Source organism: Accumulibacter sp., from assembly GCF_029255285.1.
Taxonomy (GTDB): domain Bacteria; phylum Pseudomonadota; class Gammaproteobacteria; order Burkholderiales; family Rhodocyclaceae; genus Accumulibacter.
This window is the reverse complement of sequence record NZ_JAPUVI010000087.1, coordinates 13,792-40,634: the sequence shown is the minus strand read 5'-3', so window position 1 is coordinate 40,634 and position 26,843 is coordinate 13,792. Positions and strand designations below refer to the sequence as shown.

The following is a 26,843-nucleotide window of genomic DNA, read 5'->3' as shown; positions in this document are numbered from 1 at the left end:
GCCTTGACCAATCGAAGTATAGGCGCTAACGTTGCAGAATTTTTTCGAGCAAATTGCTTGCTGGGGCTACGGCGATGACCATGATGACCGGTGCAGAGATTGTAATCAGGTGCCTGCAGGAAGAAAAGGTCGAATACGTATTCGGCTACCCCGGCGGGGCGGTTCTCCATATCTATGACGCTCTGTTCAAACAGGATCAGATCAAGCACGTTCTGGTGCGCCATGAACAGGCGGCAGTGCACGCCGCCGACGGCCTGGCCCGTTCGACGCACAAAGTCGGCGTCGCGCTGGTAACCTCGGGCCCTGGGGCGACCAACGCGGTGACCGGCATCGCGACGGCTTACATGGATTCGATTCCGGTCGTGGTCATCTCGGGACAGGTGCCGAACGAGTACATCGGGCAGGACGCCTTCCAGGAATGCGATACCGTCGGCATCACGCGGCCCTGCGTCAAGCACAACTTCCTGGTCAATGACGTACGCAACCTAGCGCTGACGATTAAAAAGGCCTTCTATATCGCCAACAGCGGCCGTCCCGGCCCGGTGGTGATCGACATTCCAAAAGATGTCACAGCGGCCAAGTGCCGCTTCGAGTATCCGGAAACCGTCCAGATGCGCTCCTACAACCCGGTCGTCAAGGGACATCTCGGGCAGATCAAAAAGGCCGTCCACCTGCTCCTCGAAGCCAAGCGACCGATGATTTACAGCGGCGGCGGCGTTATCCTGTCGAATGGCTCCGAACAGTTGACCCGGCTCACCCGCCGTCTCGGCTTTCCGATCACCAACACCCTGATGGGGCTGGGCGCTTATCCGGCGACCGATCGGCAGTTCCTCGGCATGCCGGGCATGCACGGCACGGTCGAGGCCAACCTGGCAATGCAGCACTGCGATGTGCTGCTCGCCATCGGTGCCCGCTTCGACGACCGGGTGATCGGCAATCCGCTGAATTTTGCCTCGCTGCCCCGCCGGATCATCCATGTCGATATCGATCCGTCGTCGATCTCCAAACGTGTTCAGGTCGACGTGCCGATCGTCGGTAACGTTCCTGATGTCCTCGACGAGATGCTCAAGCTGCTGGACGCCGGCAATGCGGTTCCGGAGGCGGCAGCGCTTGCCGACTGGTGGCGACAGATCGAGGAGTGGCGGGCCAAGGAGTGCATGAAGTACCGGCGGCGGAAAAGCGTCATCATGCCGCAGTACGTGATGGAGAAGCTGTACGAGGTTACCGGCGGCAACGCGATCGTCACCTCCGACGTCGGCCAGCACCAGATGTGGGCGGCGCAATACTACAAGTTCGACCAGCCGCGCCGCTGGCTCAACTCGGGCGGTCTGGGGACCATGGGTGTCGGCCTCCCTTATGCCATGGGTGCGGCGCTGGCGCACCCGGAGATGACGGTCGTCTGTGTCACCGGGGAAGGTTCGATCCAGATGTGCATCCAGGAACTTTCCACGGCCAAGCAGTTCCGTTTGCCGATCAAGATCATCAATCTCAACAACCGCTACCTCGGCATGGTCAGGCAGTGGCAGGAGATGTTTTACGGCAGTCGCTACTCGGAGTCGTACATGGACTCGCTACCCGACTTCGTCAAACTGGCCGAGGCCTACGGCCATGTCGGCATCCGCGTCGAACGGCCGGAAGACGTCGACGCGGCCTTGAAGAAGGCGTTCATCGACCATAAGGACGACCTCGTATTCATGGATTTCATCACCGATCAGAAGGCCAACGTCTTTCCGATGGTGGCTGCCGGCAAGGGACTGGCGGACATGATCCTGACTGAAGATCTGTAGGGGAAAGGCAAGATGCGACACATCATCTCAATCCTGCTGGAGAACGAAGCCGGGGCGCTGTCGCGCGTGGCGGGTCTTTTTTCGGCACGGGCCTACAACATCGAGACTCTGACCGTGGCGCCGACCGAGGACGTTTCGCTGTCACGGCTGACCATCGTCACTTCGGGAACCGACGCGGTAATCGAGCAGATCACCAAGCAATTGAACAAGCTGATCGACGTCATCAAGGTCGTCGATCTCTCCGAGGCGGCCCATATCGAGCGCGAACTGATGCTGATCAAGGTACGCGCCATCGGCAAGGACCGTGAGGAGGTCAAGCGTCTGGCCGACATTTTCCGCGGCCACATCGTCGATGTCACCGAATCGACTTATGTCATCGAGCTTGCCGCGAGCGGGGCAAAACTCGATTCCTTCATTCAGGCCATCGACCCCGGACTGATTCTCGAAACGGTTCGCACTGGCGTCTGCGGCATCGGTCGTGGCGAGCGCATTCTAAAAGTCTAGTCAGACGCAACAGCAAGAGAGGAAAATAGTGCATGAAAGTTTATTACGACAAGGACGCCGATCTGTCCCTGATCAAGGGCAAGAAAGTCACTATCGTCGGTTACGGCTCGCAGGGGCATGCGCACGCACAGAATCTGAGCGATTCTGGAGTCAGCGTAACGGTCGGTTTACGCAAGGGAGGTGCCTCGTGGGGCAAGGCGGAGAATGCCGGCCTGCAGGTGGCCGAGGTGGCCAGTGCGGTGAGGGATGCCGACGTAGTAATGATGCTGTTGCCGGATGAAAGCATCCCGCAGGTCTATAACATCGATGTCGCGCCGAACATGAAGAAGGGCGCGGCACTGGCGTTTGCCCATGGTTTCAACATCCATTACAACCAGGTCGTGCCGCGCGACGACCTCGACGTAATCATGGTGGCACCTAAGGGTCCGGGTCACACGGTACGTTCCGAGTACCTAAAAGGGGGCGGGGTGCCGTCGCTGATCGCCGTTCACCAGGACCGTTCGGGCAAGGCGCGCGACCTTGCCTTGTCCTATGCCGCGGCCAATGGCGGGACTAAAGGTGGCGTGATCGAAACCAATTTTCGTGAAGAGACCGAAACCGACCTGTTTGGCGAGCAGGCGGTGCTCTGCGGTGGCGCCGTCGAACTGGTCAAGATGGGCTTCGAGACCCTGGTCGAGGCCGGCTATGCTCCGGAAATGGCGTATTTCGAGTGCCTGCACGAACTGAAGCTGATTGTCGACCTGATGTACGAGGGTGGTATCGCCAACATGAACTACTCGATTTCCAACAACGCCGAGTATGGCGAGTATGTGACCGGCCCCGAGGTGATCAATGAACAGTCGCGTGCCGCGATGCGCGCTGCACTGAAGCGGATTCAGAACGGTGACTACGCGAAGATGTTCATCCTCGAAGGGCGAACCAACTATCCTGCGATGACCGCACGGCGTCGCCTCATTGCCCAGCACGAGGTGGAGACCGTTGGCGCCAAGCTGCGCGACATGATGCCCTGGATCAGGAAGAACCGGCTCGTCGATCAGAGCAAGAACTGATCGCTCCCGTGGTGGTTTGCGGGGAGAACGGATGGTCGTTCTTTCCCCGCCCGGTCCCGATTCCCGTCGAGAGCGCAATGCCCGAAATCAAGCCTCGCAAGACCCTGTTCAATCCCGAATTGAGGCGCCGGGGAATCTATGTGCTGCCCAATTTGTTCACCACCGCAGCGCTGTTCTGCGGCTTTTTCGCCATCGTCAAGGCGATGATGGGCAACTTTGAACAGGCGGCGGTGGCAATTTTCATCGCCATGGTCCTCGATGGCCTCGATGGACGGGTGGCGCGCATGACGCGGACGCAGAGTGCTTTCGGCGCGGAATACGATTCGTTGTCCGACATGGTCTCGTTTGGCGTCGCCCCGGCGCTGGTGATCTATGCCTGGGCGCTCAAGGACATGGGGCGGCTAGGCTGGATCGCAGCGTTTATCTACTGCGCCGGCGCAGCCTTGCGCTTGGCGCGTTTCAACACGACGCTGGAAGTAATGGACCGGCGTTATTTTCAGGGTTTGCCGAGTCCGGCAGCGGCGGCGCTGGTGGCCGGATTCCTGTGGGTGATGATCGACAAGAATGTGGTCGCCGACGACGTGCGCTGGCTGGCCTGCGGCTTGGTGATCTTTGCCGGCATCTCGATGGTGAGCAATATTCGTTTCTACAGTTTCAAGGATGTCAACCTGCGACGCAGCGTACCTTTCATCTCGGTCGTTGCCATTGCCTTGGCATTTGCCGTAGTCTCCTACGACACGCCGCTTGCCTTGTTCGGCCTTTTTGTCGCCTACGCTTTCTCGGGATACGTTCTGGCGCTGACACGGGTGATCAGATCGAGGTCAGCTCCACCGCCAGCCGCTTAAGCAAGGCCCGGCGGTCCCGTGACCGCCAGCCGTTCGCGTCGCTGCTCAGCGATGACGGCCGTCTTTGCCGTGTAGATATTCGTTCAGATCCGGAGTCGGGACATGAAAGATCACCTGGTAATTTTCGATACAACCTTGCGCGACGGGGAGCAGAGCCCCGGCGCTTCGATGACCAAGGAAGAGAAGCTGCGTGTCGCGCGACAACTCGAGCGGATGCGGGTCGACGTGATCGAGGCCGGCTTTGCCGCGGCTTCGCCCGGCGATTTCGACGCGATCCGCTCGATTGCCAGGATCATCAAGGGCTCGACGGTCTGTTCCCTGGCGCGCTCCAACGAAAATGACATTCGTCGGGCCGGCGAAGCGATCACGCCCGCCGCTCGCGGGCGGATTCATACTTTCATCGCCACCAGTCCGATCCACATGGAAAAAAAGCTGCGCATGACGCCCGATCAGGTCGTCGAAGCCGCCGTTCGTGCGGTGCACTGGGCACGCGAATACACCGATGACGTCGAGTTTTCAGCCGAGGACGCCGTGCGTTCGGAGGTCGATTTTCTGTGCCGGGTCTTTGCGGCAGCGATCGAGGCAGGGGCGACGACGATCAACGTTCCCGATACGGTCGGCTACAGCGTTCCCTCGGTATGGGGCGACCTCATCCGCATTCTGATCGAGCGCGTTCCGGGTGCCGACCGGGTCGTGTGGTCGACCCATTGTCACAATGACTTGGGAATGGCGGTTGCCAATTCGCTGTCAGCCGTCCTGGCTGGCGCACGGCAGGTCGAATGCACGATCAACGGACTCGGCGAACGCGCCGGCAATGCCTCTCTGGAAGAGGTCGTGATGGCGGTACGCACGCGTGGCGACATTTTTCCGGTGCAGACCGGCATCGATACGACGCAGATCGTTCCGGCATCCAAGCTGGTGTCACAGATTACCGGTTACCCGGTACAGCCCAACAAGGCCGTCGTCGGCGCCAACGCCTTTGCGCACGAATCGGGGATTCACCAGGACGGGGTGCTCAAGCACCGCGAAACCTACGAGATCATGCGTGCCGAAGATGTTGGCTGGGCACAGAACAAGCTGGTGCTCGGCAAGCACTCGGGACGCAATGCCTTCAAGTCTCGCCTGTCGGCGTTGGGCGTCGTACTCGAGAGCGAGGAGGCCTTGAACGCCGCGTTTGCCCGCTTCAAGGAACTGGCCGATAAGAAGCACGAGATTTTTGACGAAGATCTTCAGGCGCTGGTTTCCGACGAAGAAGTGGCGCCGGCCGGCGAATACTACAAGCTGGTCTATTCGCGTGTCTGCTCGGAAACCGGCGAAACACCCGCTGCCGACGTAACCCTGATGGTCGACGGCACGGAACGAAAAGCGTCAGGAATGGGCAGTGGCCCGGTCGATGCGACGTTCACGGCGATCGAATCGATCGTCGCCAGTGGCGCCCAATTGCTGCTCTATTCGGTCAACGCCATTACTACCGGCACCGACGCGCAAGGCGAGGTGACCGTGCGGCTGGCCAAAGGAGGACGCATCGTCAATGGCAACGGCGCCGACACCGACATCGTGATCGCCTCGGCCAAGGCCTATCTGAATGCCTTGAACAAACTGCAGTTTCCTGATCGGGTCGATCCGCAGGGCGATGTCTGAACTCACCCTCCCGCTGGTGCGCGAGTGAGCCTGACGTAGCCGACGCTGGCGGCAAAGAAGATTAGTGAGAGGGCGGTTTCAGCGATCGCCAGCGTCTGGCCCAAGCCCGTTTCGGTGGTCGCGCGGACGATGCCCTCGGTGAAATAGAGCAGGATCAGCAGGCAGGCCCACTGATACGAATAACGCCGGCCATGCAGGATTCCGAACAGTGGTGCCAGCAGAGGCAGGCATTTCAAGGCCAGCCAGGAGCCGCCGCTTTGCACCGGCGCTAGGCGAAGCTCCCAAGCAAGACAGAGAAAGATCAACGCGATCAGACTGCTGCAAGCCGCCAGGTAGACGTTGCGCAGCATCAGCTAGCGAGCTTGCGGGCAATGGTCACGAGCCGGCGCCCTTGCGCAAAAGCCAGCTGGCGTTCTTCGTCGCTCAGCGTCGGGTCGCCACTGACTCCGGCCAAATGGCTGGCGCCATAGGGAGTGCCGCCGCTGCGTGTGCGTGAGAGGGCGGTTTCGGCATACGGCAGGCCGACCAGCAGCATGCCGTGGTGCAGCAGTGGCAGCATCATCGACAGCAAGGTGCTTTCCTGGCCGCCATGGGCGCTGGCCGTCGAGGTGAACACGCAAGCCGGCTTCCCGGCCAAGGTACCGGCCGACCATTGGCTGGCGGTGCTGTCCCAGAAGTACTTCATTGCCGCCGCCATGTTGCCGAAGCGAGTCGGGCTGCCGAGCGCCAGTCCAATGCAGTCCGTCAAGTCGGCTGCCTCGACGTATGGTGCCCCGCTGTCGGGGACGTCTGGCGCGCTTGCTGTGCAAACCGAAGAGACTTTCGGCACGGTCCGCAGACGAGCGTGGACCTCGCCCGTGGATTCGATGCCGCGAGCGATCTGCTGCGCTAGCGCCCGCACCGAACCCCGATGGCTGTAGTAAAGAACGAGTATTTCCGCCATCGCGCTATTATAACCACCTCGCCGTTTCCTCTTGTCCCTGTTGCATGCGGCACCGTCCTTTCCCGACACCGTCCTGGCTGTCGCGCTTCCGTCTGATCGGCGCCGTCCTTTGTCTGCTCGTGCTTTCGGCGGGCCAGAGCCAGGCTGTGGCGGCGGCCCCGGAGAGGCCGCGGCTCGAGATCGAGGCTTTTCTCAAGGAAGGCTGTCCGCATTGCACGGCGGCCAAGGCATTTCTCGCCGATTTGGCAGTCGAACGCCCTGACCTGCGCATCAGCCTGCGCGATATCCGTCGCGATCCTGACGCGCTGGCCCGCCTGAACGAGCTTTCGCGCCAAGCCGGTGTCGCGCCGGCTGGCGTGCCGACGATCCGTATCGGTGCCGAACTCGTGATCGGTTTCGACACGCCGGCAACAACCGGTGAGCAAGTCCGCGCCCTGCTCGACCGGGATGTGGCCGCAGCGGCGAACGCCGCCATTTGCGACGTTGCCGCGGCAAGCGATTGTCAGAGTGCGGACGAAAGCCCTGTCGAGCTTTCCGTGGGCGGCCGGCGGATCGGCGTCGATGAAATCGGGTTGCCTTTGTTCACGGTCGTCATCGGCTTGCTCGACGGCTTCAATCCCTGTTCGCTCTGGGTGCTGATCCTGATGGTTTCGATGCTGGCGACCCTGGGTGATCGACGCCGCATGCTGGCGATTGCCGGCACTTTCGTCGCCGTCGAGGGGGTTGCCTACTTCGCTTTCATGGCCGCCTGGCTCAACCTGTTCGTCCTGGTCGGGCTGTCGCGTCTTTCCGAGATCGTGATCGGATTGCTCGCCATCTTCGCTGGCACCATCAACCTGAAGGATTTCGTGGCCTTCGGGCGTGGCGTCACGCTCTCCATTCCGGACATCGCCAAGCCGGGCATCTATGCTCGACTACGGGCGATTCTACGTACCGATCGTCTTTGGCCGGCGGTCGCCGGGGCAGCCGTCCTGGCGTTGCTGGTGCAGGTCGTCGAACTGCTCTGCACTTCGGGTTTCCCGGCGCTCTATACTCGCCTGCTCACCATGCGCCGGCTCGACAACGAGAGCTACTACGCATATCTGCTGCTCTACAACCTGATGTACATGCTCGACGACCTGGTGATTCTCGCCATCGGCGTCGCTACGCTGAGCCAGCGCCGCCTGCAGGAAAAGGAGGGCCGGCTCCTCAAACTGCTCGCCGGGCTGGTCATGTTCGGGCTGGGCGTCTATCTGCTCGTCCCGGCGGCAAGCACCTAGCCACACACCGCGGACGGCGATTCGCCAAAGGTTTCAGCCTCCGCTGCACGGCGTTCACGGCTGGCCTGGCCGCTCCGCAAGGCGGGCGGTACCGCTGTCAGCCAGCAAGCGACGGCCGGGGCAAGCACGGGAAGCGCCGCCGGAACAGCATCTCCGGTGATGTGCCGGGTTGGCGCCGTGGCAGACCGAGAAGAGGGCGCGGCGAAGCCGGGAGGCAACGATGCTATACTTTTTCCCTCCCGCCCTACCCAGTGAACCCAGAAACGCCATGTCCACGCTTATTTGCGGCTCGATCGCCTTCGACAACATCATGGTTTTCCATGATCGCTTCAAGAATCATATTCTCCCGCAGCAGATCCACATTCTCAACGTGGCTTTTCTGGTCCCCGAGATGCGCCGCGAATTTGGCGGCTGTGCGGGCAACATCGCCTACAACCTGAAGTTGCTGGGCGGCGAACCGACGATCATGGCGACCGTCGGCGACGATGCCGACTCGTACTTGGTACGCCTCGACGATTTGGGCCTGTCGCGCGCGCATGTACGGCGGATCGCCGGCAGCTTTACCGCGCAGGCCTTCATCACCACGGATCTCGACGACAACCAGATCACCGCCTTCCATCCGGGAGCGATGACTTTTTCGCATCTCAATCGGGTTGCCGACGTGCCGGAAGCCACTCTCGGCATCGTCGCTCCGGATGGGCGCGCCGGCATGCTGCAGCACGCTCACGACCTGGCGGCAGCGCGCATTCCTTTCGTGTTCGATCCTGGTCAGGGCTTGCCGATGTTCTCGGGCGACGAACTGATGACCTTCATACGGCTGGCCAACTACGCCTGCTTCAACGACTATGAAGCCAGATTGCTGTGCGACCGGACCGGCCGTTCACTGGAGCAGCTCGCCGGCGAGGTGGAAGCCTTGATCGTCACACGCGGTGGCGAGGGCTCGCACATTCACGCCGACGGACGTCGCTACGAGATTCCCTGCGTCGAGGCTGACTCCGTGGTCGATCCAACCGGCTGTGGCGACGCCTACCGTTCGGGGCTTCTCTATGGTCTGGCGGCTGGCTGGGAATGGGAAAAAACGGGCCGCTTGGCGGCCGTCATGGGCGCCATCAAGGTCGCCCATCGTGGTGGGCAGAACCACCGTCCAAGCCGTGACGACATCGCGGCGTGTTTTGCTCGGACCTTCGGCAGCACACTCTGGTAAAGGAGCGAACCATGAAACTACCCTTGGTTGTCGCACTCGTTCTATCGGGCAGCGTACTCGTCGGCTGCGCCGACAGCCGGTCGGGGAGCGTCTATTCACGCGACCAGGCGCGTCAGGAACTGCTTGTTCGGCAGGGAATTGTCGAGAGCGTGCGCGAGGTCGCCCTGGAAGGCAGCAAGTCGGGTACCGGCATTGTCGCCGGGGCGGCCGTCGGCGGTGTGGCGGGAAGCAACATCGGCGGCGGCAAGGGGCAAATCGTCGGCGCGATTCTTGGCGCCGTCGCCGGCGGCCTCGCTGGCGCGGCTATCGAGGAGGGAGCGACGAGGAAGATCGGTCTCGAGATCACCGTCCGCCTGGAGAGCGGCCAGCTCGTTGCGGTCGTTCAGGAGGGCGATGAACGCTTCCTGCCCGGAGAGAGGGTCCGCCTGCTGTCCGGTCGGGGCGACACCCGCGTCACGCATTAGGCGGCGCGCGGCGAATCGTTGACTTAGCCGGCGCCGCCTTGCATTCGTTGGCCAGCGGCCGTCCACTGTTGACGTCCATGAGGACGCTCTTCCAGGGCAGGTCGACCCACAACAGGCCATTCTGCCGGTCTTCGTAGCGCGGAAGGCCGGAAGAAGAGTCGTGGCGTTGCAGGGTGTGACGATTTCCCTGCCAGCTCAGCTCGATCAGGTTCGCGTTTCGCGTATCGCGCTGGACTTCGATTTTCTGGCCCGCCTCGCAAAGGTAAACACCGCTGGCCAAGCGGAATCTGAGCTGCTGTTGCTCGCGGCGGGCCTTGCCGCCCGCGTCGGCGCGTGCGCTGGTTTCTATCGCCGCTTCCTGCGTTGCGCAGGCGGTAAGCAGCGCAGCCATGCTTGCCGTGGCGGTGGCCCTGACCAGGTGTTCGAAAGTCATAGGTTTTGCTCTCCGAAGCTTAGCTGGTAGGCCGCACTGACGATCCGAGCCGCGCGCCACACCCGGTGATGGGCGTGGCGCTCGCGACCACGGTGGCGTGGTGGTGATCACCATGCCGTCGGCAGCGTGGCATTTGGCCGGGAGCGGGTGCCGGAACACGAACGAATCCGCTGGCCGCTCACGCCGGACAGCCGTGTTCGCTACATGCTGCGGCGATACTGGCCGCCGACTTCATACAGTGCGCTGGTGATCTGCCCCAGCGAACAGACGCGGACGGCGTCGATAAGCACGGCGAAGACATTGCCGTTCTCGATGACCGTCTGTCTCAAGCGCTCGATCATTGCTCCGGAAGCCCCCGCATTGCGCCCCTGGAAGTCACGCAAGCGATTGATCTGCGACTGTTTTTCCTCTTCGGTCGAGCGCGCGAGTTCGATTTCGATCTGGGCGTCGCCCTGCGGGTTGCGGAAGGTGTTGACGCCCACGATCGGGAACGATCCGTCGTGCTTCTTGTGCTCATAGTAGAGCGACTCTTCCTGGATCTTGCCGCGCTGATAGCCGGTTTCCATCGCGCCGAGAACGCCGCCGCGCGACGCAATCGCTTCGAACTCCTTCAGCACGGCTTCTTCCACAAGGTCGGTCAACTCGTCGATGATGAAGGATCCCTGATTCGGGTTCTCGTTCATCGCCAGGCCCCACTCGCGGTTGATGATCAGCTGTATGGCCATCGCCCGGCGAACGGATTCCTCGGTCGGTGTCGTGATTGCTTCGTCGTAGGCGTTGGTATGCAGCGAGTTGCAGTTGTCGTAAATGGCGATCAGCGCCTGCAGCGTCGTCCGGATATCGTTGAACGCCATTTCCTGCGCGTGTAGCGAACGGCCGGACGTCTGGATGTGGTACTTCAGTTTCTGGCTGCGCTCGCTGCCGCCGTACTTGTTCTTCATCGCGACCGCCCAGATGCGGCGCGCCACACGGCCGATCACCGAATACTCCGGGTCCATGCCGTTGCTGAAGAAGAACGACAGGTTGGGTGCGAAGTCGTCGATGTGCATGCCACGCGCCAGATAGGCCTCGACATAAGTAAAGCCGTTGGCCAGCGTGAAAGCCAGTTGTGAAATCGGATTGGCGCCGGCCTCGGCGATGTGATAGCCGGATATCGACACCGAGTAGAAGTTGCCGATATGGTTATGGACGAAGAACTCCTGGATATCGCCCATCATCTTGAGCGCGAACTCGGTCGAAAAGATGCAGGTGTTTTGCCCCTGATCTTCCTTCAGGATGTCCGCCTGGACCGTGCCGCGAACGTTGGCCAGCACCCAGCTGCGGATTTTCTGGATCTCGTCTTCGGTTGGCTCACGGCCGTTGTCGCTGCGGAATTTCTCGACCTGCTGATCGATCGCGGTGTTGAAAAACATCGACAGAATGATCGGTGCCGGACCGTTGATCGTCAGCGATACCGAAGTGGTCGGCGCGCAGAGCTCGAAGCCGTCGAACAGGACCTTCATGTCGTCGAGCGTCGCGATCGAGACGCCCGAATTGCCGACTTTGCCGTAGATATCCGGTCGGGGGTCGGGATCGCAACCATAAAGCGTGACCGAATCGAAAGCGGTCGACAGCCGCTTGGCCGGCATGCCCTCGGAAACCTTCTTGAAGCGCCGGTTGGTGCGGAAAGCATCGCCTTCGCCAGCGAACATGCGCGTCGGATCTTCGTTCTCGCGCTTGAACGCAAAGACGCCGGCGGTGAAAGGGAACGAACCCGGGACGTTCTCCTTCATCAGGAAGCGTAGTACCTCGCCGTCATCCTTGTAGTTCGGCAGCGCGACCTTGCGAATGCGCGATCCGGACAGCGACGTGTTGGTCAGCCGGGTACGAATTTCCTTGTCGCGGATCTTCACCACGTACTCGTCCTGCGCGTAAAGCTCGACGGTCTTGGGCCACATGTCGAGCAGCTTCTTCGCCCGTGGGTCGAGCTGTCCTTCCTTCCAGGTGATCAATTCGTCGAAATCACCGGCCGGCTTGCCGCAACCGACGAACAGTTGTTTGGCAGTGCGCAGCGACTGCCGCTGGCGCGCGACTTCTGCCTGTTCGGCGGTGTGGCTGTGGTAGCGGCGCACCGCCTCGGCAATCTCGGCCAGGTAGCGTACGCGCGGCGCCGGAACGATCGCGCGCTGGTTCGACGACTGCTTGACCGTCACCAGGGGCAGCTTGCCCTTCTTGAGCTTCAATCCGAGGCCGTGCAACTTCGGCGCAATCGCCTGATAGAGCGCGGTCACGCCGTCGTCGTTGAAACGCGCCGCCATGGTACCGAAGACGGGCATTTCGTCGGGGCTCTGGCCGAAAGCCTCGTGGTTGCGCTGATACTGCTTGCGGACGTCGCGCAAGGCATCTTCCGCCCCTTTGCGGTCGAACTTGTTGATGGCGATGAAATCGGCGAAATCGAGCATGTCGATCTTCTCGAGCTGCGACGCAGCGCCGAACTCGGGCGTCATCACGTACAGCGAAACATCGACCAGCGGCACGATTGCCGCATTGCCCTGGCCGATTCCCGAGGTTTCGACGATGACGAAATCAAAACCGGCCAGTTTGCAGGCGGCGATCACTTCGGGCAAGGCCGCCGACAGTTCGGATCCCGTTTCCCGTGTCGCCAGCGAGCGCATATAGATGTTCGTGTGCTCGATGGCGTTCATGCGGATGCGGTCGCCGAGCAGCGCGCCTCCAGTACGTTTGCGTGACGGATCGATCGAAATGATCGCCAGCTTGATGGCGTCGCCTTGGTCGAGCCGGAAGCGGCGCACCAGTTCGTCGGTCAGGGACGATTTGCCGGCGCCGCCCGTACCGGTGATGCCCAGCGTCGGAACCTTGAGTCCGGCAGCCGCGTGGACGATTCTTTTGCGCAGCGCTTCAGGGTAGTGACCGTTTTCGAGCGAAGTGATGATGCGTGCCAGTTGGCGCCGATCACCGCTCTTCAGCGCCGCCAGAACGGCTTCGGGGTCCTGCGGGGCAAGCGCTGACAAGTCGACGTCGGCTTTTGCCACCACTTCGTTGATCATCCCCTGCAGGCCGAGGGACTGGCCATCCTGCGGCGAGTAGATGCGCGCCACTCCATACGCATGCAACTCGTCGATCTCGCTCGGCACGATGACCCCGCCGCCTCCGCCAAAGACCTTGATGTTCTCGCCGCCACCCGCTCGCAGCAGGTCGATCATGTACTTGAAAAACTCGACGTGACCGCCTTGGTAGGACGTAATGGCGATGCCCTGCACATCTTCCTGCAGGGCGGCATTGACGATCTCCTGCACGGAACGATTGTGGCCGAGGTGAATGACTTCGGCGCCGGTGGATTGGAGGATGCGACGCATGATGTTGATCGACGCATCATGCCCGTCAAACAGCGAAGCCGCGGTGACGAAGCGCACCTTGTGCTTGGGTTTGTAGGGCAGAAGCTTCTTGGCGATGGATAGGTCGGTCATGACGGTCACGCTCCTCAGAAATCAGAAGGGTCTTGTTACCAGAAACTGCTCAAGGACGCCCATGGTAGAAAGTTGACGACAATAAAGCCACTACCCAATACGCCGCCCACGATGTAAATATTGCCAACTTGGAATATGCTGTCAATACACGGTCTTGCGAGAAAACGCTTGCCCTACCCTGAGAAGACCGCCAACAGGAGCGCCGAACCGGCGCCGTCGAGCGTCGCCAGTCCCGCACCGGCGAGGGCCACGGTGGCCATCGCCTTCGTGCAGGGGATGCTGGCCGGTCTGCAAAATTCCGGGCGCGATGGTTCGCGCCTGCTGGAACAGGCCCACATCCCTCCGGCGATCCTGAGCGACCCGACGGCGCGGATTCCAGTCGACCGCTACGCCGAACTGTACAACCTGATCAACCAGGAACTCGACGACGAAGGCTTCGGCCTGTTTTCGGTGCCGCTACGCACCGGCACGTTCGAGTTCCTGTGTCGCGCCATCATCACCGCACCGACGCTGGCCGATGCCATCGAGCGCAGTATTCGCTTTCTGCGCCTGGTTCTTCCTGATCTTGCCGTCCGCCTCGCGAGCACGCGCGAGCAGGCGCACCTGTGTATCGTCGAAACTCGCCGCCTGACGATCGGCCGGGTTTTCGCCTTCGAATGGCTTCTTCGCTTGCTGCATGGCGTCTTTTCCTGGCTTGTCGGGCGCGGCATCGTTCTCGATTCGGTGGCCTTTCCCTATTCCCGCCCCGAACACGCCGACGATTATTCCCTGATCTACACGGCCCGGTCGACCTTCGATGCCGACACGCTGACGGCGGCCTTTGCCGCGCATCTGCTCGAGCTGCCGATCCGGCGTGACGAAACCGCCTTGCAAACCTTTCTCGACGGCGCGCCGGGCCGACTGACGACCTTGTACCGGCGCGACCGCGAAATCGTACAGCGCGTGCGCAACGCACTGCGCAGCGCACTGCCGGTTTCGCTCTCGCTGTCCGAAGTCGCACACGCCCTGCATTTCTCGCCACGCACCTTGCATCGCCGTCTGGAAGACGAGGGATCGAGCTTCCAGACGATCAAGGACGCGTTGCGACGCGATGTGGCGACCAGCAGTCTGGCGAAAACCCGACAGGCCGTGGCGGAGGTTGCCGCCGAACTCGGCTTCGCCGACACCGCCGCCTTCTATCGGGCCTTCGTGCGGTGGACGGGAATGGCGCCGGCGCATTACCGACGGCGACTGCAGGCGGGCGGCGGCGCTTCGCGTGCCGGCGGCAACGCGACAGATTAGAACCGCGCGGGGCCATGCCGCGCGCGATGTCGCGCGACCCGCGGTCAACGATCGGTCATGAAGCGCGTCGCGTTTTCCAGGTCGGCGTGGATGCTGCCGCTGTACAAGGCGTTGACGAACTTGCGCCAGATCAGGTCGGGTTCGCCGAGGCGGAAACCGTAGACTCCTTCGCCCGAGTCCCGCGAGGCCGAAACCTGGATGCGCGACACTTCTGCCGGTCCCAGTTGAATCATCGCTTCGCCCCAGACGTTGATCGGAATGGCAGAGAGCGCGTGCGCCTTGAAGCCGTAACGCGAAAGCTGAAAGATTTCCAGATTGACCTTGCTTTCGATGCCGTCGGGCGCGACGAGCGACAGTTTCGCCGGGCAGCGCACCGAAAAACGCTGGTGCCGCCGTCGCGCCGTGCCATCCTGGCTACCCTCGGAGAGCGCCGGCAGAACGGCCTGATAGGCCGGCAAGTCGTAGATCGTGTGCATCAGACATTTCTTGCGGTCGCTGAGCTGTTGGAATACCTTGGTCCGGACGTTGAAGAAGTAGTCGAGCAGTTCCGGAGTCAGTACCGGATCGTTGGTGGTATAGAAGCGTCGTTGCGGCAGTTTGATGTTGGGCAGCTTGACCGAGGTGAAGAAAGCGTAAAGATTCCGCTTCGGTGGTTTCGATCCATAGTGCCGGCGAAAGATCTCCGGCGCCGAGCCAAGATCGAGAGTGGCGCCGACCGCTGGCGCGCCGTTGACGAAGTCGTAGTTTTCGACGACGTTCTGCGTCAGACGTTCGAAGAACAGCAGCGATTCGTACATCTCGATGTGCTTGGGGTTGACGGCGATAACGAGATGTCGTGTGTCGAAGAAGGTCGTGCAATACTCGTACATGAACTTCATCAACGGAAACAGGATGCTGCCGCCGGTCTTGCGGAACTTCTTGTGTACTGCCAAGGCCGACACTTCGGCGATGTTGCCCTTCTTCTCGCGGATAGCCGTCAGATCGAAGATGCGCTGCAGCGGAAATCCGAGCACACTCTCCCGGATCAGGGACAGCGTGCCGACCACCCGGCCATCATATTTTGCACACAGCGTCGTGGTCGTCGGCAGGGCATGATAAATGGTGACACGCATTCCCGAGGGGTCGGGTTTCATGAAGCCACTGTCGACGTAGGCGTCGTGCAGCAGGCTGAAGCACGCTTCGAGTTCCTCGCGCGTTTCGGCAATCTTGAGCACCAGCCGCTCACTCGGCGCCGGATCGCAATCGACGAAGTTGCGATAGACCGCGAAGCGTCGCTTCTGTGGGAGAACGTTGAACAGTTTCCGCAGCGTGCCGTGCAGCAGTTTTCGTACTGGCAAGACTAGTTTTCTGATCATCCCCATCCCCTCGGCAACGGCGATCGTCCGCAATGCGCACTGCCCCGACGCCGACAAGAATCAGCCGCCGCAAGCCCGAAAACGCTGGGGCTTCCGACGCTTATACTTTACCCAAATCTCGGTCAAAGAGGCACAATCCGGGAACCGTGCTCACGAGATCCTCAGCATGCATCTTATCAAAAGCCGCGCCGACGCCGCCGATTGTTTGGCTAAGCCGACGGCATCGCCAGTCCCGATCGCCTAAAGGTATGTTGAGTCGTTTGCTCGCCACCGTGCTGTGGCTGCTGCACTTCCTGCCGCTGCCGGTCCTGGCGGGTATCGGTAACGGACTCGGGGCGGCTCTTTTCGCACTCGCCAGGCGACGCCGGCACATCGTGCTGGTGAATCTTCGCCTATGTTTCCCGGAGCTCGCCGAGCCTCAGCGCGAACGTTTGGCGAAAGCGCATTTCAAGGTGCTGAGCCGCAGCATGCTCGAACGCGGACTGCTGTGGTGGGCGGCTCCGGAGAGGCTGCAGCGGTTGACGCGGGTCGAGGGAGAAGAGCGGCTGCGCCTACTGCTCGACGCCGGACGTCCGGTGCTCATGCTGGCCCCGCATTTCGTCGGGCTCGATGTGGGCGGCGTGGCGATTGCCATGCGCCACGATAGCGCGAGCATCTACGCGGTACAGTCGGACCCGCTGTTCGACCGCCTGCTGTACCGTGGTCGCCGCCGCTTCGGCGACCAGCTGCTGCTGTCCCGCCAGGAAAGCGTGCGCGCCAGCGTCAAGGCAATGAAATCCGGGCGCCCGCTGTACTACTTGCCCGATATGGATCTCGGCAGTCGCGATTCGATCTTCGTTCCCTTCTTCGGCGTCCCGGCCGCCACCGTTCCCGGATTGTCGCGGCTGGCGCGGCTGGCTGGTGCCACCGTCGTCCCGGTGGTGACGCGCCTGCTGCCGGGCGGCGAAGGCTATGTGGTCACGATCGGCGAGCCATGGCAAGATTTTCCCACACACGATGTCGCGGCCGACACCCGGCGCATGAACGCCTGGATCGAAGCGGCCGTGCGCACGATGCCGGAGCAGTATTACTGGGTCCATCGCCGTTTCAAGACTCGCCCGGCTGGCGAGCCGCGTCCTTACTGAGGGCGCACCGGCCGGCCGCGGCCGCCTGTCGCCCGGACGACGAGTCGACGGCGCGCCAAGGCAGGTATACTTGAAACTTTCGGCGGTTCGCGGCCCTGCTGGGCGCGACGGGCCGATTCAATGGCTGGCCCTTTGAGAACCCGATCTTGGCTCTGACTCTACTCGGACTGTCCGGCGCGCTGACGCACGACCCCTCGGCGGCCCTCTATATCGACGGCAAACTCGTCGCGGCGGCGGAGGAAGAGCGCTTCGTTCGCGACAAGCACGCCAAGAACCGCATGCCCTACGAGGCCGCCAAGTTCTGCCTCGAGTTTGCCGGGATAAAACCGGCGCAGGTCGACGCGGTGGCCATCCCCTTTGCCCCGATCAGCCTCACCGAGCCAGCGCGCTGGCACTACGCGAGACGTTACTGGTACGCGCCGGACCGTTCGATAGACGCCATTCTGAGCGGTAACCGGCGTTTTTATCGCTACCGGAAGCGCATCGAGTGGTGCCTGCAACAGCTCGGCTTCGAGCTGAAGAAGACCGAAATCGTTCCCGTCGAGCACCACCTGGCGCATGCGGCGAGTGCCTACCACTGTGCCGGCTTCGGCGAAAAGACGGCGATTCTCGGTATCGACGGCAAGGGCGAATACGCCACGACGTTTTTCGGTTACGGCGAGAACGGCCGAATTCACAAGATCAAGGAGTTCTACGACCCCGACTCGCTGGGCGGGCTCTACGGCGCTTTGACCGAGTATCTGGGCTTCGAGATGCTCGACGGCGAATACAAGGTGATGGGCATGGCGCCCTACGGCGACCCTGCGCGCTACGACTTTTCGCGACTGGCGAAGTTCGACAAGGGCCAACTGACGGTCAACACGGACTACGCCAACGTGATCGGCTTTCGTCGCTACAAGGAGAACGGCAAGGGCTACTACTTTTCGCCGAAGCTGGTCGACTGGCTGGGTCCCCGACGCTCCGGAGACGTCGCCGACGATCCCTACATCCACTACGCAGCGAGCATGCAGAAGCTGTTCGAAGACCTGTCGCTGCAGATGCTCGAGCACTACCTGGGCGATATCCTGCGGGAAACGGGGCGTCTCGCCTTTTCGGGCGGTGGCGCGCTGAACGTCAAGCTCAACCAGAAGATCATCGCTCGTCCGGATGTGCGGCAGCTTTTCGTCCAGCCGGCTTCCGGCGACGCCGGAACGGCGGTCGGTGCCGCGGCCTACGTGTCGGTGCAACGCGGCGCGCCGGTGGAAAAAATGGAGCACGTCTATCTGGGCCCGGCGTACAGCAACGAAGATGTCGTCGCCGCCTGCGCCCGCCATGCGGCCCGGCCATCCTGGCAGCGCGTGGACGACGTGCCGCGGCGGGTCGCCAGGTTGCTTGCCGACGGTCACCCGGTCGCCTGGTTTCAGGGGCGAATGGAATTCGGCCCGCGTGCCCTGGGCGGTCGCTCGATCCTCGGCTGTCCCAGTGTCGCCGGCGTTGCCGACCGGATCAACGCGCAGATCAAGTTTCGCGAGCGTTGGCGCCCTTTTTGTCCAAGCATGCTCGACAGGGTCGGCCCGCAGATGCTCGGTAGCGACCATCCGGCGCCGTTCATGACCTTCACCTTCGCGGTCGCCGACGGCTGGCGGGAGCGCGTGCCCGAAGTGGTGCACGAAGACGGCAGCTCGCGCGCGCAGGTTCTCGAGCGGCGCTTCAATCCACGTTACTACGACCTGATGCTCGAACTCGAAAAGTTGACCGGCAACGGCGTCGTACTCAATACCTCGCTGAACCGTCGCGGCGAACCGATGATCTGTTCGCCCACGGACGCTCTCGACATGTTCTTCGGCTCGGATCTTCAGTACCTGGTCATGGAAGACATCGTCGTCGTCAAGAACGGGGCGGCTGGCGAGACCGGCGGCGTACCGACGGCGCCCGCCTGACTCTCCTCTCGCCTGGCCGGCGCTCAGCCGCGCGCGGGAGCTCGGCGGGCCGCCTGTTCGAGACGCTGTTTCTCGGCCAGAACCTTGTTGGCGTAAGCCGTTTCGGGGTCGTCCGCCGCGCCGCCGTAGTGCTGCAGGCCGGCGGTCAGACCGCCACGCCAGCGGATCGCTTCCTCGAGGACGTGTACGCCGACCTGGATATTGGTTACCGGGTCGAGAAACGGTTGCTCGCCCGCCCCTTGCGGTACCTTGTCCATGTGGTATCCGGGGATCACCTGCATCAGTCCCTTGGCACCAAAGGCGCTTTCCGCGAACGGGTTGAACCTCGACTCGATGCCGATGATGGCGATGATCAGCAAGGGATCGACGCGTCGCTCGCGGCCCACCGCCTGCGCGGCTTCGAAGACCGGAACCAGCGCTTCGGGAGCCACCCGGTAGCGCCGTGAGACGTAATCGAGGGCGCGCAGCAGGCTTGGTGACAGCGCCTCGGGAACGGTTTTCACGGGTTCCGGCGCGACCACTTCGTTGATCGCAGGCGACTCGACGGGCAGCGCCGGCTCCGTTTCGGCGCCAGCGTTGCTGACGAAGGGTTTGAGCGTCGTCAGCAGAAGCATCAGCCCGACGACGATCATGCTGTGTTGAATAAAACTTAAAGTGGCGTCGATGCGACGCCCGGAAATACTGCTAAGCGAGATGGTTGCGGACATGCTCTCTCCTTCACTTTGGTCATCGCGCCAAAAACAACGGCACGACGATGGACGGTTACAGGCGGGTGCAAAGCCTCGAATACGCGGGAGAAACCTACCCTGAGGCCGGAACTCTGCGCGGTCTGGAAACCCGCGGGCAGAGCGGCGAGAGTGCAGCGGAATAGCCGGGATTGGCTCGGTTGCTGCACGAGAGATCGCACTCTATTGATTAATGGGCATTTCGTCAACCCGCATCAAGCTCGCGGCAGGCTGAGCAGCGCGCAGGCTAGCTTCGACAAACCGTCGAGCGCGTCGCGAAGCCGTTTTTTTCGGTTGCCTGTCGGATGCCATCGATATTATTCGGCGGGCTTTCCCTGGCTGGTCGAAGTCGACGGCCACAGCCCTCAAGGCTCCTTATAATGGCGCCATGCGGCCCGCGGGCCGGGCTCATCCTAGGATACAAGCATGGATTTCGTCTCTCTGCTGGCCAATCCCCAGGCTTGGCTGGCCTTCGCCACCCTGACGGCGCTCGAGCTGGTGTTGGGAATTGACAACATTATCTTCATTTCGATCCTGGTCGACCGCCTGCCCCCGGTGGCGCGTGAGAAAGCGAGAAAGCTCGGACTATTCCTGGCGATGTTCCTGCGCATCGCGTTGCTCCTGCTGCTGTCGGTCATCGTCGGCGCGACCGACCCGCTGTTCAGCGTCTTCGGGCAGGCCATCTCGCCGCGCGATCTCATCCTGATCGGCGGCGGCATCTTCCTGATCTGGAAGAGCACGCAGGAGATCCACCAGTTGCTCGAAGGTGAGGAAGGGCACGCTTCGACGGCGGTCAAAGCCACCTTCTCGGCTATCATCCTGCAGATCATCGTCATCGACATCGTCTTTTCGCTGGATTCGATCATCACCGCGGTGGGAATGGTCGACGAGGTGGCGGTGATGGTCGCTGCCGTCGTCACTTCAGTCGGCCTGATGATGCTCTTTGCGGCGGCCATCGGACGCTTCGTCTCGGCGCACCCGACGGTCAAGATGCTGGCTCTGTCCTTCCTCATGGTCGTCGGCGTGGCGCTCGTCGCCGAGGGCTTTGGCCACAAGGTACCGAAAGGCTACATCTACTTCGCGATGGCCTTCTCGGTCGCCGTCGAGATGCTGAATATCCGCCTGCGCCGAAAGGCGGTGGCGCCGGTGCATCTGCACGAGGCCTATACGCACGACGAAGCCACGCCAAAGGAATGACCGTGACTTTCGGCAAGATCATCGAACTCGGCGGCCAGCCGCTGACCGGCGGAGGCGGGCCGCTGATCTGCACCCCGCTGGTGGCGAGCGACGAGCCGTCGCTCTTGCGCGAACTGGACGCCGTCTGCGCCAAACGGCCCGACCTCGTCGAATGGCGGGTCGATTTCTTTTCCGGAATCGCCGATACGGCGCGCGTCCTTGCTCTGGCGCGCGCGATTCGCGAACGCGCCGGCAAGCGGCCGATCATTTTCACCCGCCGCTCGACGCGCGAGGGCGGGCAGCCGACCGGAATCACGGAAGAACAGGTCCTGTCGCTCTGCGAAGCCGTGTGCGCGACCGGCTGCGTCGATTTTCTCGACTACGAGATGAGCAGCGAGGCGCGGCATTTCCAGGCCGCACGGCAGGCCGCGCAGCGTGCTGGCGTGCAGTTGATAGCGTCCTTCCACGACTTCGACGGGACGCCACCGGGCGAGGAGATCGTCGCCAGGCTGGTGGCCATGGAGCAGGCGGGGGCCGACATCGCCAAGGTGGCGGTCATGCCGCGCGTCATCGAAGACGTACTCACGCTGCTCGGTGCGACCGTCGCCGCCAGGCGGCGCATCGAGCTGCCGATCATCAGCATGTCGATGGGCGCCTACGGTTCGCTGAGCCGCTTGTTCGGCTGGGCCTTCGGCTCGTCGGTAAGCTTCGCCGTCGGCGACCAGGCGTCGGCGCCCGGCCAAGTGCCGATCGAAGACCTGCGCCTCGTGGTCGACATCGTGCGGCGCGCGCTGGCGGCCGGATGACCGGATCGAGTGCCGATCGCCGACCGGCTGGCGGTGGTTTGTCGGCCGCCTCCGGCCGCGAGGCACAGGTCCGACGGAAATGACCATGGACATCGTCTTGCTTCTTCTCCTGATCCTGCTCAACGGTCTCTTCGCCATGTCGGAGATCGCCGTGCTGTCGTCTCGCCAATCGCGCCTGCAGACGCTCGCCGACGACGGCAACCGGGGCGCCCGTGCGGCCCTGGCGCTGCACCGCGAGCCCTCGACCTTCCTGTCCACCGTCCAGGTGGGAATCACCACGGTGGGCATCCTCAGCGGCGCCATTGGCGAGACGGCGCTGGCCATCCCGCTGGCCCAGCAACTGGCGGCCTGGCCGGTGCTCGCCGAGCACGCCGAAGGCATCGCTCTGGCTCTGGTCGTCGCCGGTCTGACGTACTTCTCGGTCGTGGTCGGCGAACTGGTTCCGAAGCGCCTCGGCTTGCTGGCACCGGAACGCGTCGCGTCGTTCATCGCGCCGCTGATGAACTTCCTCTCTTCGCTGGCGCGCCCCGCGGTCTATCTGCTGTCGTCGTCGTCCAATCTGTTCGTCCGCTTGCTGGGCGCCGATCGTTCGCCGGAGTCGTCGGTGACCGACGACGAGATCAAGCTGCTGATGGGTCAGGGGGCCGAATCCGGGGTCTTCCACGCCAGCGAACAGGCGATCGTGGCCAACGTCCTGCGCCTGGACGACCAGCGCATCAGCGCGATCATGACCCATCGCAAGGACATCTACCTGCTCGACCTCAACGCGAGCGAAGCGGAAATCCGCCACCGCCTCGCCGAGAGCCCGCACCGGCGCATCGTCGTTTGCCGCGAGGGCCTCGAGCAGATCGTCGGTGTCCTGCATACCAGCGATCTTCTCAAAGGCGTGCTCGCCGGCCAGCCGCTGGCCATCGACGCCTTTGTCCGGCCCGCGCTCTATGTCCCGGCCAGCGTGACGACGACGCAACTGCTCGAGACTTTCCGGCGCGCGCGCCAGCAATGTGCGTTGATGGTCGACGAGTACGGCGAACTGCAGGGGCTGGTGACGCTGACCGACGTGCTGGCTTCGATCGTCGGCGACCTGCCCGGCTGGGACAGCTCCGACGAGCAGGATGTCGTCGTTCGTGAGGACGGCTCGCGGCTGATCGACGGAAGCGTCAGCATCGAACGTCTGAAGAGCGTTCTCGGTCTGGTGGCCGAGCTGCCCGGTGAAAACGAGAACGCCTTCAATACCCTGGGTGGCTTCGCCATGTACGCGCTGGGGCGCATCCCCTCGGCAGCCGATCACTTCGAAAGTGCTGGGTGGCGATTCGAAGTCGTCGACATGGATGGCAACCGAGTGGACAAGGTTCTCGTCTCCCGGCGCACGTAGCGCGCCGACACACGAGCCGGGCCGGTCGCCCAGGCTACTCCTTCGGTTCCGGCGACAAGTCAGGTTTTCGCGAAGCGGCGGTACTGAACGGCTTCGGCAACATGCGGCATTTCGATCGCGTCGCTGCCGGCGAGGTCGGCGAGCGTCCGCGCCACCTTGAGGACGCGATGAAAAGCGCGCGCCGATAGCTCGAAGCGGCTGATCGCCTGCTTCAACAGCGTCGCGGCGGATGCCGCCGGCTGGCAGTGCTGATCGATTTCCCTGGTCGTCAGGCGCGCGTTGGCTTTTCCCTGGCGCGCCATCTGTCTTTCGCGTGCCCGGGTGACGCGGGCACGAACGGCTGCCGAGGCTTCGCCGTCCGGTGCTCGCTGCAGCACGTCGGCGGGCAGCGCCGGAACTTCGATCTGCAGGTCGATGCGGTCGAGCAAGGGTCCGGAAAGGCGGCTGCGATAGCGCAGCACCTGGTCCGGCGTACACCGGCAACGCCCGCGCGAGTCTCCGTGGTAGCCGCAGGGACAGGGGTTCATCGCCGCAACGAGCTGAAACTGCGCCGGAAACTCGGCCTGCCTCGTGGCGCGAGAAATGTGGATGCGTCCGCTGTCCAGCGGTTCGCGCAAGGCTTCGAGAACTCGCCGGTCGAACTCAGGGATCTCGTCGAGAAACAGCACTCCGTGATGGGCCAGCGAGATTTCGCCGGGGTGCGGGACGCTGCCACCCCCGACGAGTGCCGCGGAGGAAGCCGTGTGATGCGGCGCGCGGTAGGGATGGCGGCGAAACCATTCCGGCCGGAACTGGCCGGCGAGCGATAGTACAGCCGCCGATTCGAGCGCGGCGTCGAGCGTCATCGGCGGCAGCAAGCCCGGCAGGCGGCTCGCGAGCATCGACTTGCCGGTGCCCGGTGGCCCGGCCAGCAGGATCGAATGTGCCCCAGCCGCGGCCACCTCGAGGACTCGCTTGGCCTGCGTCTGACCCCGTACGTCAGCCAGGTCGGGATGGTCGTCGCCGTTGTCGCACGGGGAGCGATCGACCGCGACGCAGTCGCTCAGCTTGCCCTGTCCGGTCAGGTGAGCGCAGACCTCGAGCAGGCTGGCGGCGGCGAGCACCGGCGCTCTAGCGGCCAACGCCGCCTCCTGCGCACTGCCCGTTGGCAGGATGAAACGGCGGCCGCTGCTGCCGGCAGCGAGCACCATCGCGAGGGCGCCGCGGATCGGCCGCAGTTCGCCCGAGAGTGACAGTTCGCCCGCGAACTCATGGTCGGCCAGGGCCTGCTTCGGAATCTGGTCCGACGCGGCAAGAATGCCGAGCGCGATGGGCAGGTCGAAACGCCCGGATTCCTTGGGCAGGTCGGCCGGGGCGAGGTTCACCGTGATCCGCTTGCTCGGAAAGTCGAAGCCGGAGTTCTGCAACGCCGCTCTGACCCGGTCACGCGCCTCTTTGACCTCGGTGTCGGGTAGCCCGACCAGCGTGACGCTCGGCAAGCCGCCGGCCAGGTGGACCTCGACCGCGACTTCCGGCGCGGAAAGCCCATCCAGACCACGGCTGAAAACGATAGCGAGCGGCATGGCGGTACGGGAGCAAAACCTCAGTCTAGTCAATCACTGCCCGAAAGGGGGATGGTGGTTGCCGATGTCAGACCCGCCCAGTCCTGAGCGGGGTGACGCGCCGGCGTCGCACCCCATGGTGACCCTCGTCACGCCGCCCGGTCAGGCCGGGCTGCGGATTCAGATCGGCGGTGCGGGTGGGTTTTCCAGCCGCTCGAGCCGTGCTTCGAGGGCCTTCAATTTTTCTCGCGTGCGCTGCAGAACCTGCATCTGGATGTCGAATTCTTCACGACTTACCAGATCGAGCTTGGCAAACACGCTCGAAAGCAGGGCGCGAACGTTTTTTTCTATATCGGCCGCCGGGCTGGCAGCAATCATGCCACTCAGGCGGGCGCCGAGTTCTTCGAGGATCCGGGGATCAAGCATCGTGTTCACCGAAAGGCGTAGAGGTTGCAGGACCGACGAAGTTTAGCACACGCAAACGGCCCTCCAGGGCGCGCACCACCTTGGTGCGCCAATTTTCCTGGGCCGCGCACTTGCAGTGCGGTCTTGCCTTGGCGATCTCGCCGAAATCGGCCAAGTGATTGCGATACATAAATAAAATTGTTATGGCACGAAAAGTGCTTGACGGTCGACGGTATTTCCCTTTTCTACTCTGCTTAAGGCGCTACCATGAAGAACCTCGCACTTGCCACCGTGTTCTGCGCGGCCTTGTCCACGCCGGCCGTCGCCCAAACACCCGACTCGGCGCAGGCTGACACCGTACCCGCGGGGACGGCCAGTCCGCATACGCTGAGCGGCAATCTGGGCCTGTTCAGCAGTTACCGCTTTCGCGGCATCGACCAGACCTTCGGCAAGCCGGCGCTGCAAGGGGGCTTCGACTACGCGCACGCCAGCGGTTTCTACGTCGGGAACTGGAACTCGAACGTCAGTTCCGGCGCCGGATTCCCGGATGGCAATCTGGAAATGGACTTCTACGGAGGCTACAAGGCGGCTTTCGGTGACTTCGCCATCGACATCGGCGCGATCTACTACTACTACCCAGGGTCGGACGCCAGTGGCCTTGGCGTCGGCGCCAATTCCGGGGCGGTGAACAACAAGGAGCTTTACCTTGGTGGCTCGTGGAAGTTCCTGTCACTGAAGTACTTTTACTCGATGGGCGACTACTTCTCGCTGCGCGGCGTGGACAAGTTCGGCCTGTCGACCGGCAAGAACACGCACGGCAGCCAGTATCTCGATCTATCGGCCAACTACGATCTCGGGCAAGGCTGGGGGGTCAATGCCCACCTCGGTCGCCTGAACCTCAAGAACGTCTACAACGGCGATTACACGGACTGGAAGGTTGGCGTGACCAAAGACGTGAGTGGCTGGCTGTTCGCCCTGTCGTACATCGATACCAATGCAGCGGGCAATTGCGGAGCCGCGAGCTATCAGCCCTACTGCTTCACCAATTCGAACTCGGACAGCGGCGGCGTGATCAGCTTCGGCTCGCACACCAAAGATGCCGGTCGCGCGCTCGCCGTACTTTCGGTCAGCCGGACTTTCTAGGCCAATACTCGTTCAACCGGGGAGCAGAGCCCCCCTGATATGGAGCACAACATGAAACTGGTTACCGCCATCATCAAGCCTTTCAAGCTCGACGAAGTACGAGAAGCCCTGTCGGCCATTGGCGTGCAGGGCATCACCGTCACCGAAGTCAAGGGCTTCGGGCGCCAGAAGGGTCACACCGAGCTTTACCGTGGTGCCGAGTACGTCGTCGACTTCCTGCCCAAGGTGAAGGTCGAAGCGGCGATCCGGGACGACATTCTCGACCAGGTGATCGAAGCGATCGAAAAGTCCGCCAGTACCGGCAAGATCGGTGATGGGAAGATTTTCATCTCGGCCATCGAACAAGTCATTCGCATCCGCACCGGCGAAACCGGTGAAGATGCCCTGTGAGGAGCAAAAC

Annotated in this window: 24 protein-coding genes; 16 read left to right on the top strand and 8 right to left on the bottom strand. The window is 62.6% G+C overall.

Going from position 1 to position 26,843, the window contains the following annotated elements; translation table 11 throughout:
• Window positions 1-74: 74 nt before the first annotated feature.
• The 5 genes from Q1M07_RS10505 to Q1M07_RS10485 all read left to right on the top strand — a co-directional run bounded on the left by Q1M07_RS10505 (window position 75) and on the right by Q1M07_RS10485 (window position 5,826).
• Entirely contained in the window at window positions 75-1,787 is a 1,713-nt protein-coding gene (locus Q1M07_RS10505) for an acetolactate synthase 3 catalytic subunit (RefSeq protein WP_300453708.1), read from the top strand.
• 12 nt (window positions 1,788-1,799) lie between these two features.
• Window positions 1,800-2,291 carry an acetolactate synthase small subunit gene (gene ilvN / locus Q1M07_RS10500; protein ID WP_300453707.1) on the top strand — a complete coding sequence of 164 codons (492 nt, stop codon included), beginning with the start codon at window positions 1,800-1,802 and terminating at the stop codon, window positions 2,289-2,291.
• Between the two features lie 32 nt (window positions 2,292-2,323).
• On the top strand, window positions 2,324-3,340 hold the full coding sequence (gene ilvC / locus Q1M07_RS10495) for a ketol-acid reductoisomerase (protein ID WP_300453705.1): 1,017 nt from the start codon (window positions 2,324-2,326) through the stop codon (window positions 3,338-3,340).
• A gap of 77 nt (window positions 3,341-3,417) precedes the next feature.
• Window positions 3,418-4,185: a CDP-diacylglycerol--serine O-phosphatidyltransferase gene (gene pssA, locus Q1M07_RS10490; RefSeq protein WP_300453703.1), complete on the top strand. Its 768-nt coding sequence runs from the start codon at window positions 3,418-3,420 to the stop codon at window positions 4,183-4,185.
• Window positions 4,186-4,287: 102 nt separating this feature from the next.
• On the top strand, window positions 4,288-5,826 hold the full coding sequence (locus tag Q1M07_RS10485; protein ID WP_300453701.1) for a 2-isopropylmalate synthase: 1,539 nt from the start codon (window positions 4,288-4,290) through the stop codon (window positions 5,824-5,826).
• 2 nt (window positions 5,827-5,828) lie between these two features.
• On the opposite strand, the gene Q1M07_RS10480 is transcribed toward Q1M07_RS10485, so the two are convergent.
• Both Q1M07_RS10480 and wrbA read right to left on the bottom strand, forming a co-directional pair.
• Window positions 5,829-6,176: a DUF2069 domain-containing protein gene (locus Q1M07_RS10480; protein WP_300453700.1), complete on the bottom strand. Its 348-nt coding sequence runs from the start codon at window positions 6,174-6,176 to the stop codon at window positions 5,829-5,831.
• Entirely contained in the window at window positions 6,176-6,769 is a 594-nt protein-coding gene (gene wrbA / locus Q1M07_RS10475; RefSeq protein ID WP_300453698.1) for an NAD(P)H:quinone oxidoreductase, read from the bottom strand. Before wrbA ends, Q1M07_RS10480 begins: the two co-directional genes overlap by 1 nt.
• Window positions 6,770-6,813: 44 nt before the next feature.
• Here wrbA and Q1M07_RS10470 point away from each other — a divergent pair, with 44 nt between their 5' ends.
• The 3 genes from Q1M07_RS10470 to Q1M07_RS10460 all read left to right on the top strand — a co-directional run bounded on the left by Q1M07_RS10470 (window position 6,814) and on the right by Q1M07_RS10460 (window position 9,696).
• The gene (locus Q1M07_RS10470; RefSeq protein WP_300453696.1) at window positions 6,814-8,028 is read left to right on the top strand and encodes a glutaredoxin family protein; all 1,215 of its coding nucleotides are present in this window, start codon (window positions 6,814-6,816) and stop codon (window positions 8,026-8,028) included.
• 268 nt (window positions 8,029-8,296) lie between these two features.
• Entirely contained in the window at window positions 8,297-9,232 is a 936-nt protein-coding gene (locus Q1M07_RS10465; RefSeq protein WP_300453694.1) for a carbohydrate kinase family protein, read from the top strand.
• An 11-nt stretch (window positions 9,233-9,243) separates the two neighbouring features.
• Window positions 9,244-9,696, top strand: a complete 453-nt coding sequence (locus tag Q1M07_RS10460; protein WP_300453693.1) for a glycine zipper 2TM domain-containing protein — start codon at window positions 9,244-9,246, stop codon at window positions 9,694-9,696.
• On the opposite strand, the gene Q1M07_RS10455 is transcribed toward Q1M07_RS10460, so the two are convergent.
• Window positions 9,686-10,129, bottom strand: a complete 444-nt coding sequence (locus Q1M07_RS10455) for an MliC family protein (protein ID WP_300453692.1) — start codon at window positions 10,127-10,129, stop codon at window positions 9,686-9,688. The genes Q1M07_RS10460 and Q1M07_RS10455 overlap by 11 nt on opposite strands.
• Before the next feature lie 200 nt (window positions 10,130-10,329).
• Entirely contained in the window at window positions 10,330-13,596 is a 3,267-nt protein-coding gene (gene icmF, locus Q1M07_RS10450) for a fused isobutyryl-CoA mutase/GTPase IcmF (protein WP_300453690.1), read from the bottom strand.
• Window positions 13,597-13,764: 168 nt separating this feature from the next.
• On the opposite strand from icmF, the gene Q1M07_RS10445 reads away from it, so the two are divergent.
• Window positions 13,765-14,877 carry an AraC family transcriptional regulator gene (locus Q1M07_RS10445; protein ID WP_300453688.1) on the top strand — a complete coding sequence of 371 codons (1,113 nt, stop codon included), beginning with the start codon at window positions 13,765-13,767 and terminating at the stop codon, window positions 14,875-14,877.
• Between the two features lie 44 nt (window positions 14,878-14,921).
• Here Q1M07_RS10445 and Q1M07_RS10440 read toward each other — a convergent pair whose 3' ends face one another.
• Window positions 14,922-16,232, bottom strand: coding sequence for a GNAT family N-acetyltransferase (locus Q1M07_RS10440; protein ID WP_300453686.1), 1,311 nt, complete (start codon window positions 16,230-16,232; stop codon window positions 14,922-14,924).
• Between the two features lie 32 nt (window positions 16,233-16,264).
• Between Q1M07_RS10440 and Q1M07_RS10435 the strand changes: the two genes are divergently transcribed.
• Both Q1M07_RS10435 and Q1M07_RS10430 read left to right on the top strand, forming a co-directional pair.
• On the top strand, window positions 16,265-17,356 hold the full coding sequence (locus Q1M07_RS10435; RefSeq protein ID WP_300453684.1) for a lipid A biosynthesis acyltransferase: 1,092 nt from the start codon (window positions 16,265-16,267) through the stop codon (window positions 17,354-17,356).
• Between the two features lie 146 nt (window positions 17,357-17,502).
• A complete protein-coding gene (locus tag Q1M07_RS10430) occupies window positions 17,503-19,275 on the top strand; it encodes a carbamoyltransferase (RefSeq protein WP_300453683.1) in 1,773 nt (590 codons plus the stop codon).
• A 23-nt stretch (window positions 19,276-19,298) separates the two neighbouring features.
• Here the strand turns inward: Q1M07_RS10430 and Q1M07_RS10425 are convergent, their stop codons facing one another.
• Complete coding sequence (locus tag Q1M07_RS10425) at window positions 19,299-19,982, bottom strand: transglycosylase SLT domain-containing protein (protein ID WP_300453682.1); 684 nt, start codon at window positions 19,980-19,982, stop codon at window positions 19,299-19,301.
• Window positions 19,983-20,426: 444 nt separating this feature from the next.
• On the opposite strand from Q1M07_RS10425, the gene Q1M07_RS10420 reads away from it, so the two are divergent.
• The 3 genes from Q1M07_RS10420 to Q1M07_RS10410 all read left to right on the top strand — a co-directional run bounded on the left by Q1M07_RS10420 (window position 20,427) and on the right by Q1M07_RS10410 (window position 23,354).
• Window positions 20,427-21,197: a TerC family protein gene (locus Q1M07_RS10420; protein WP_300453680.1), complete on the top strand. Its 771-nt coding sequence runs from the start codon at window positions 20,427-20,429 to the stop codon at window positions 21,195-21,197.
• Between the two features lie 2 nt (window positions 21,198-21,199).
• The gene (gene aroD / locus Q1M07_RS10415) at window positions 21,200-21,982 is read left to right on the top strand and encodes a type I 3-dehydroquinate dehydratase (RefSeq protein WP_300453678.1); all 783 of its coding nucleotides are present in this window, start codon (window positions 21,200-21,202) and stop codon (window positions 21,980-21,982) included.
• Window positions 21,983-22,067: 85 nt separating this feature from the next.
• On the top strand, window positions 22,068-23,354 hold the full coding sequence (locus Q1M07_RS10410; RefSeq protein WP_300453676.1) for a hemolysin family protein: 1,287 nt from the start codon (window positions 22,068-22,070) through the stop codon (window positions 23,352-23,354).
• A gap of 59 nt (window positions 23,355-23,413) precedes the next feature.
• Here the strand turns inward: Q1M07_RS10410 and Q1M07_RS10405 are convergent, their stop codons facing one another.
• Both Q1M07_RS10405 and Q1M07_RS10400 read right to left on the bottom strand, forming a co-directional pair.
• Window positions 23,414-24,916 (bottom strand): YifB family Mg chelatase-like AAA ATPase, encoded by a 1,503-nt coding sequence (locus Q1M07_RS10405; protein ID WP_300453674.1) that lies wholly within the window; start codon window positions 24,914-24,916, stop codon window positions 23,414-23,416.
• Between the two features lie 159 nt (window positions 24,917-25,075).
• Entirely contained in the window at window positions 25,076-25,321 is a 246-nt protein-coding gene (locus Q1M07_RS10400; RefSeq protein WP_300453672.1) for an accessory factor UbiK family protein, read from the bottom strand.
• 246 nt (window positions 25,322-25,567) lie between these two features.
• Here Q1M07_RS10400 and Q1M07_RS10395 point away from each other — a divergent pair, with 246 nt between their 5' ends.
• Entirely contained in the window at window positions 25,568-26,443 is an 876-nt protein-coding gene (locus Q1M07_RS10395) for a TorF family putative porin (protein WP_300453670.1), read from the top strand.
• Window positions 26,444-26,494: 51 nt separating this feature from the next.
• On the top strand, window positions 26,495-26,833 hold the full coding sequence (glnK, locus tag Q1M07_RS10390) for a P-II family nitrogen regulator (protein WP_300453668.1): 339 nt from the start codon (window positions 26,495-26,497) through the stop codon (window positions 26,831-26,833).
• Window positions 26,834-26,843 lie beyond the last annotated feature (10 nt).

Coding starts and splice junctions, on each gene's coding strand:
- Q1M07_RS10440 (WP_300453686.1), bottom strand. CDS start 16,232: ATGATCAGAAAACTAGTCTTGCCAGTACGAAAACTGCTGCACGGCACG.
- Q1M07_RS10395 (WP_300453670.1), top strand. CDS start 25,568: ATGAAGAACCTCGCACTTGCCACCGTGTTCTGCGCGGCCTTGTCCACG.
- Q1M07_RS10455 (WP_300453692.1), bottom strand. CDS start 10,129: ATGACTTTCGAACACCTGGTCAGGGCCACCGCCACGGCAAGCATGGCT.
- Q1M07_RS10425 (WP_300453682.1), bottom strand. CDS start 19,982: ATGTCCGCAACCATCTCGCTTAGCAGTATTTCCGGGCGTCGCATCGAC.
- Q1M07_RS10460 (WP_300453693.1), top strand. CDS start 9,244: ATGAAACTACCCTTGGTTGTCGCACTCGTTCTATCGGGCAGCGTACTC.
- Q1M07_RS10480 (WP_300453700.1), bottom strand. CDS start 6,176: ATGCTGCGCAACGTCTACCTGGCGGCTTGCAGCAGTCTGATCGCGTTG.
- ilvN (WP_300453707.1), top strand. CDS start 1,800: ATGCGACACATCATCTCAATCCTGCTGGAGAACGAAGCCGGGGCGCTG.
- Q1M07_RS10410 (WP_300453676.1), top strand. CDS start 22,068: ATGGACATCGTCTTGCTTCTTCTCCTGATCCTGCTCAACGGTCTCTTC.
- pssA (WP_300453703.1), top strand. CDS start 3,418: ATGCCCGAAATCAAGCCTCGCAAGACCCTGTTCAATCCCGAATTGAGG.
- icmF (WP_300453690.1), bottom strand. CDS start 13,596: ATGACCGACCTATCCATCGCCAAGAAGCTTCTGCCCTACAAACCCAAG.
- Q1M07_RS10505 (WP_300453708.1), top strand. CDS start 75: ATGACCATGATGACCGGTGCAGAGATTGTAATCAGGTGCCTGCAGGAA.
- Q1M07_RS10465 (WP_300453694.1), top strand. CDS start 8,297: ATGTCCACGCTTATTTGCGGCTCGATCGCCTTCGACAACATCATGGTT.
- Q1M07_RS10420 (WP_300453680.1), top strand. CDS start 20,427: ATGGATTTCGTCTCTCTGCTGGCCAATCCCCAGGCTTGGCTGGCCTTC.
- wrbA (WP_300453698.1), bottom strand. CDS start 6,769: ATGGCGGAAATACTCGTTCTTTACTACAGCCATCGGGGTTCGGTGCGG.
- ilvC (WP_300453705.1), top strand. CDS start 2,324: ATGAAAGTTTATTACGACAAGGACGCCGATCTGTCCCTGATCAAGGGC.
- Q1M07_RS10400 (WP_300453672.1), bottom strand. CDS start 25,321: ATGCTTGATCCCCGGATCCTCGAAGAACTCGGCGCCCGCCTGAGTGGC.
- Q1M07_RS10485 (WP_300453701.1), top strand. CDS start 4,288: ATGAAAGATCACCTGGTAATTTTCGATACAACCTTGCGCGACGGGGAG.
- glnK (WP_300453668.1), top strand. CDS start 26,495: ATGAAACTGGTTACCGCCATCATCAAGCCTTTCAAGCTCGACGAAGTA.
- Q1M07_RS10435 (WP_300453684.1), top strand. CDS start 16,265: ATGCGCACTGCCCCGACGCCGACAAGAATCAGCCGCCGCAAGCCCGAA.
- Q1M07_RS10470 (WP_300453696.1), top strand. CDS start 6,814: ATGCGGCACCGTCCTTTCCCGACACCGTCCTGGCTGTCGCGCTTCCGT.
- Q1M07_RS10405 (WP_300453674.1), bottom strand. CDS start 24,916: ATGCCGCTCGCTATCGTTTTCAGCCGTGGTCTGGATGGGCTTTCCGCG.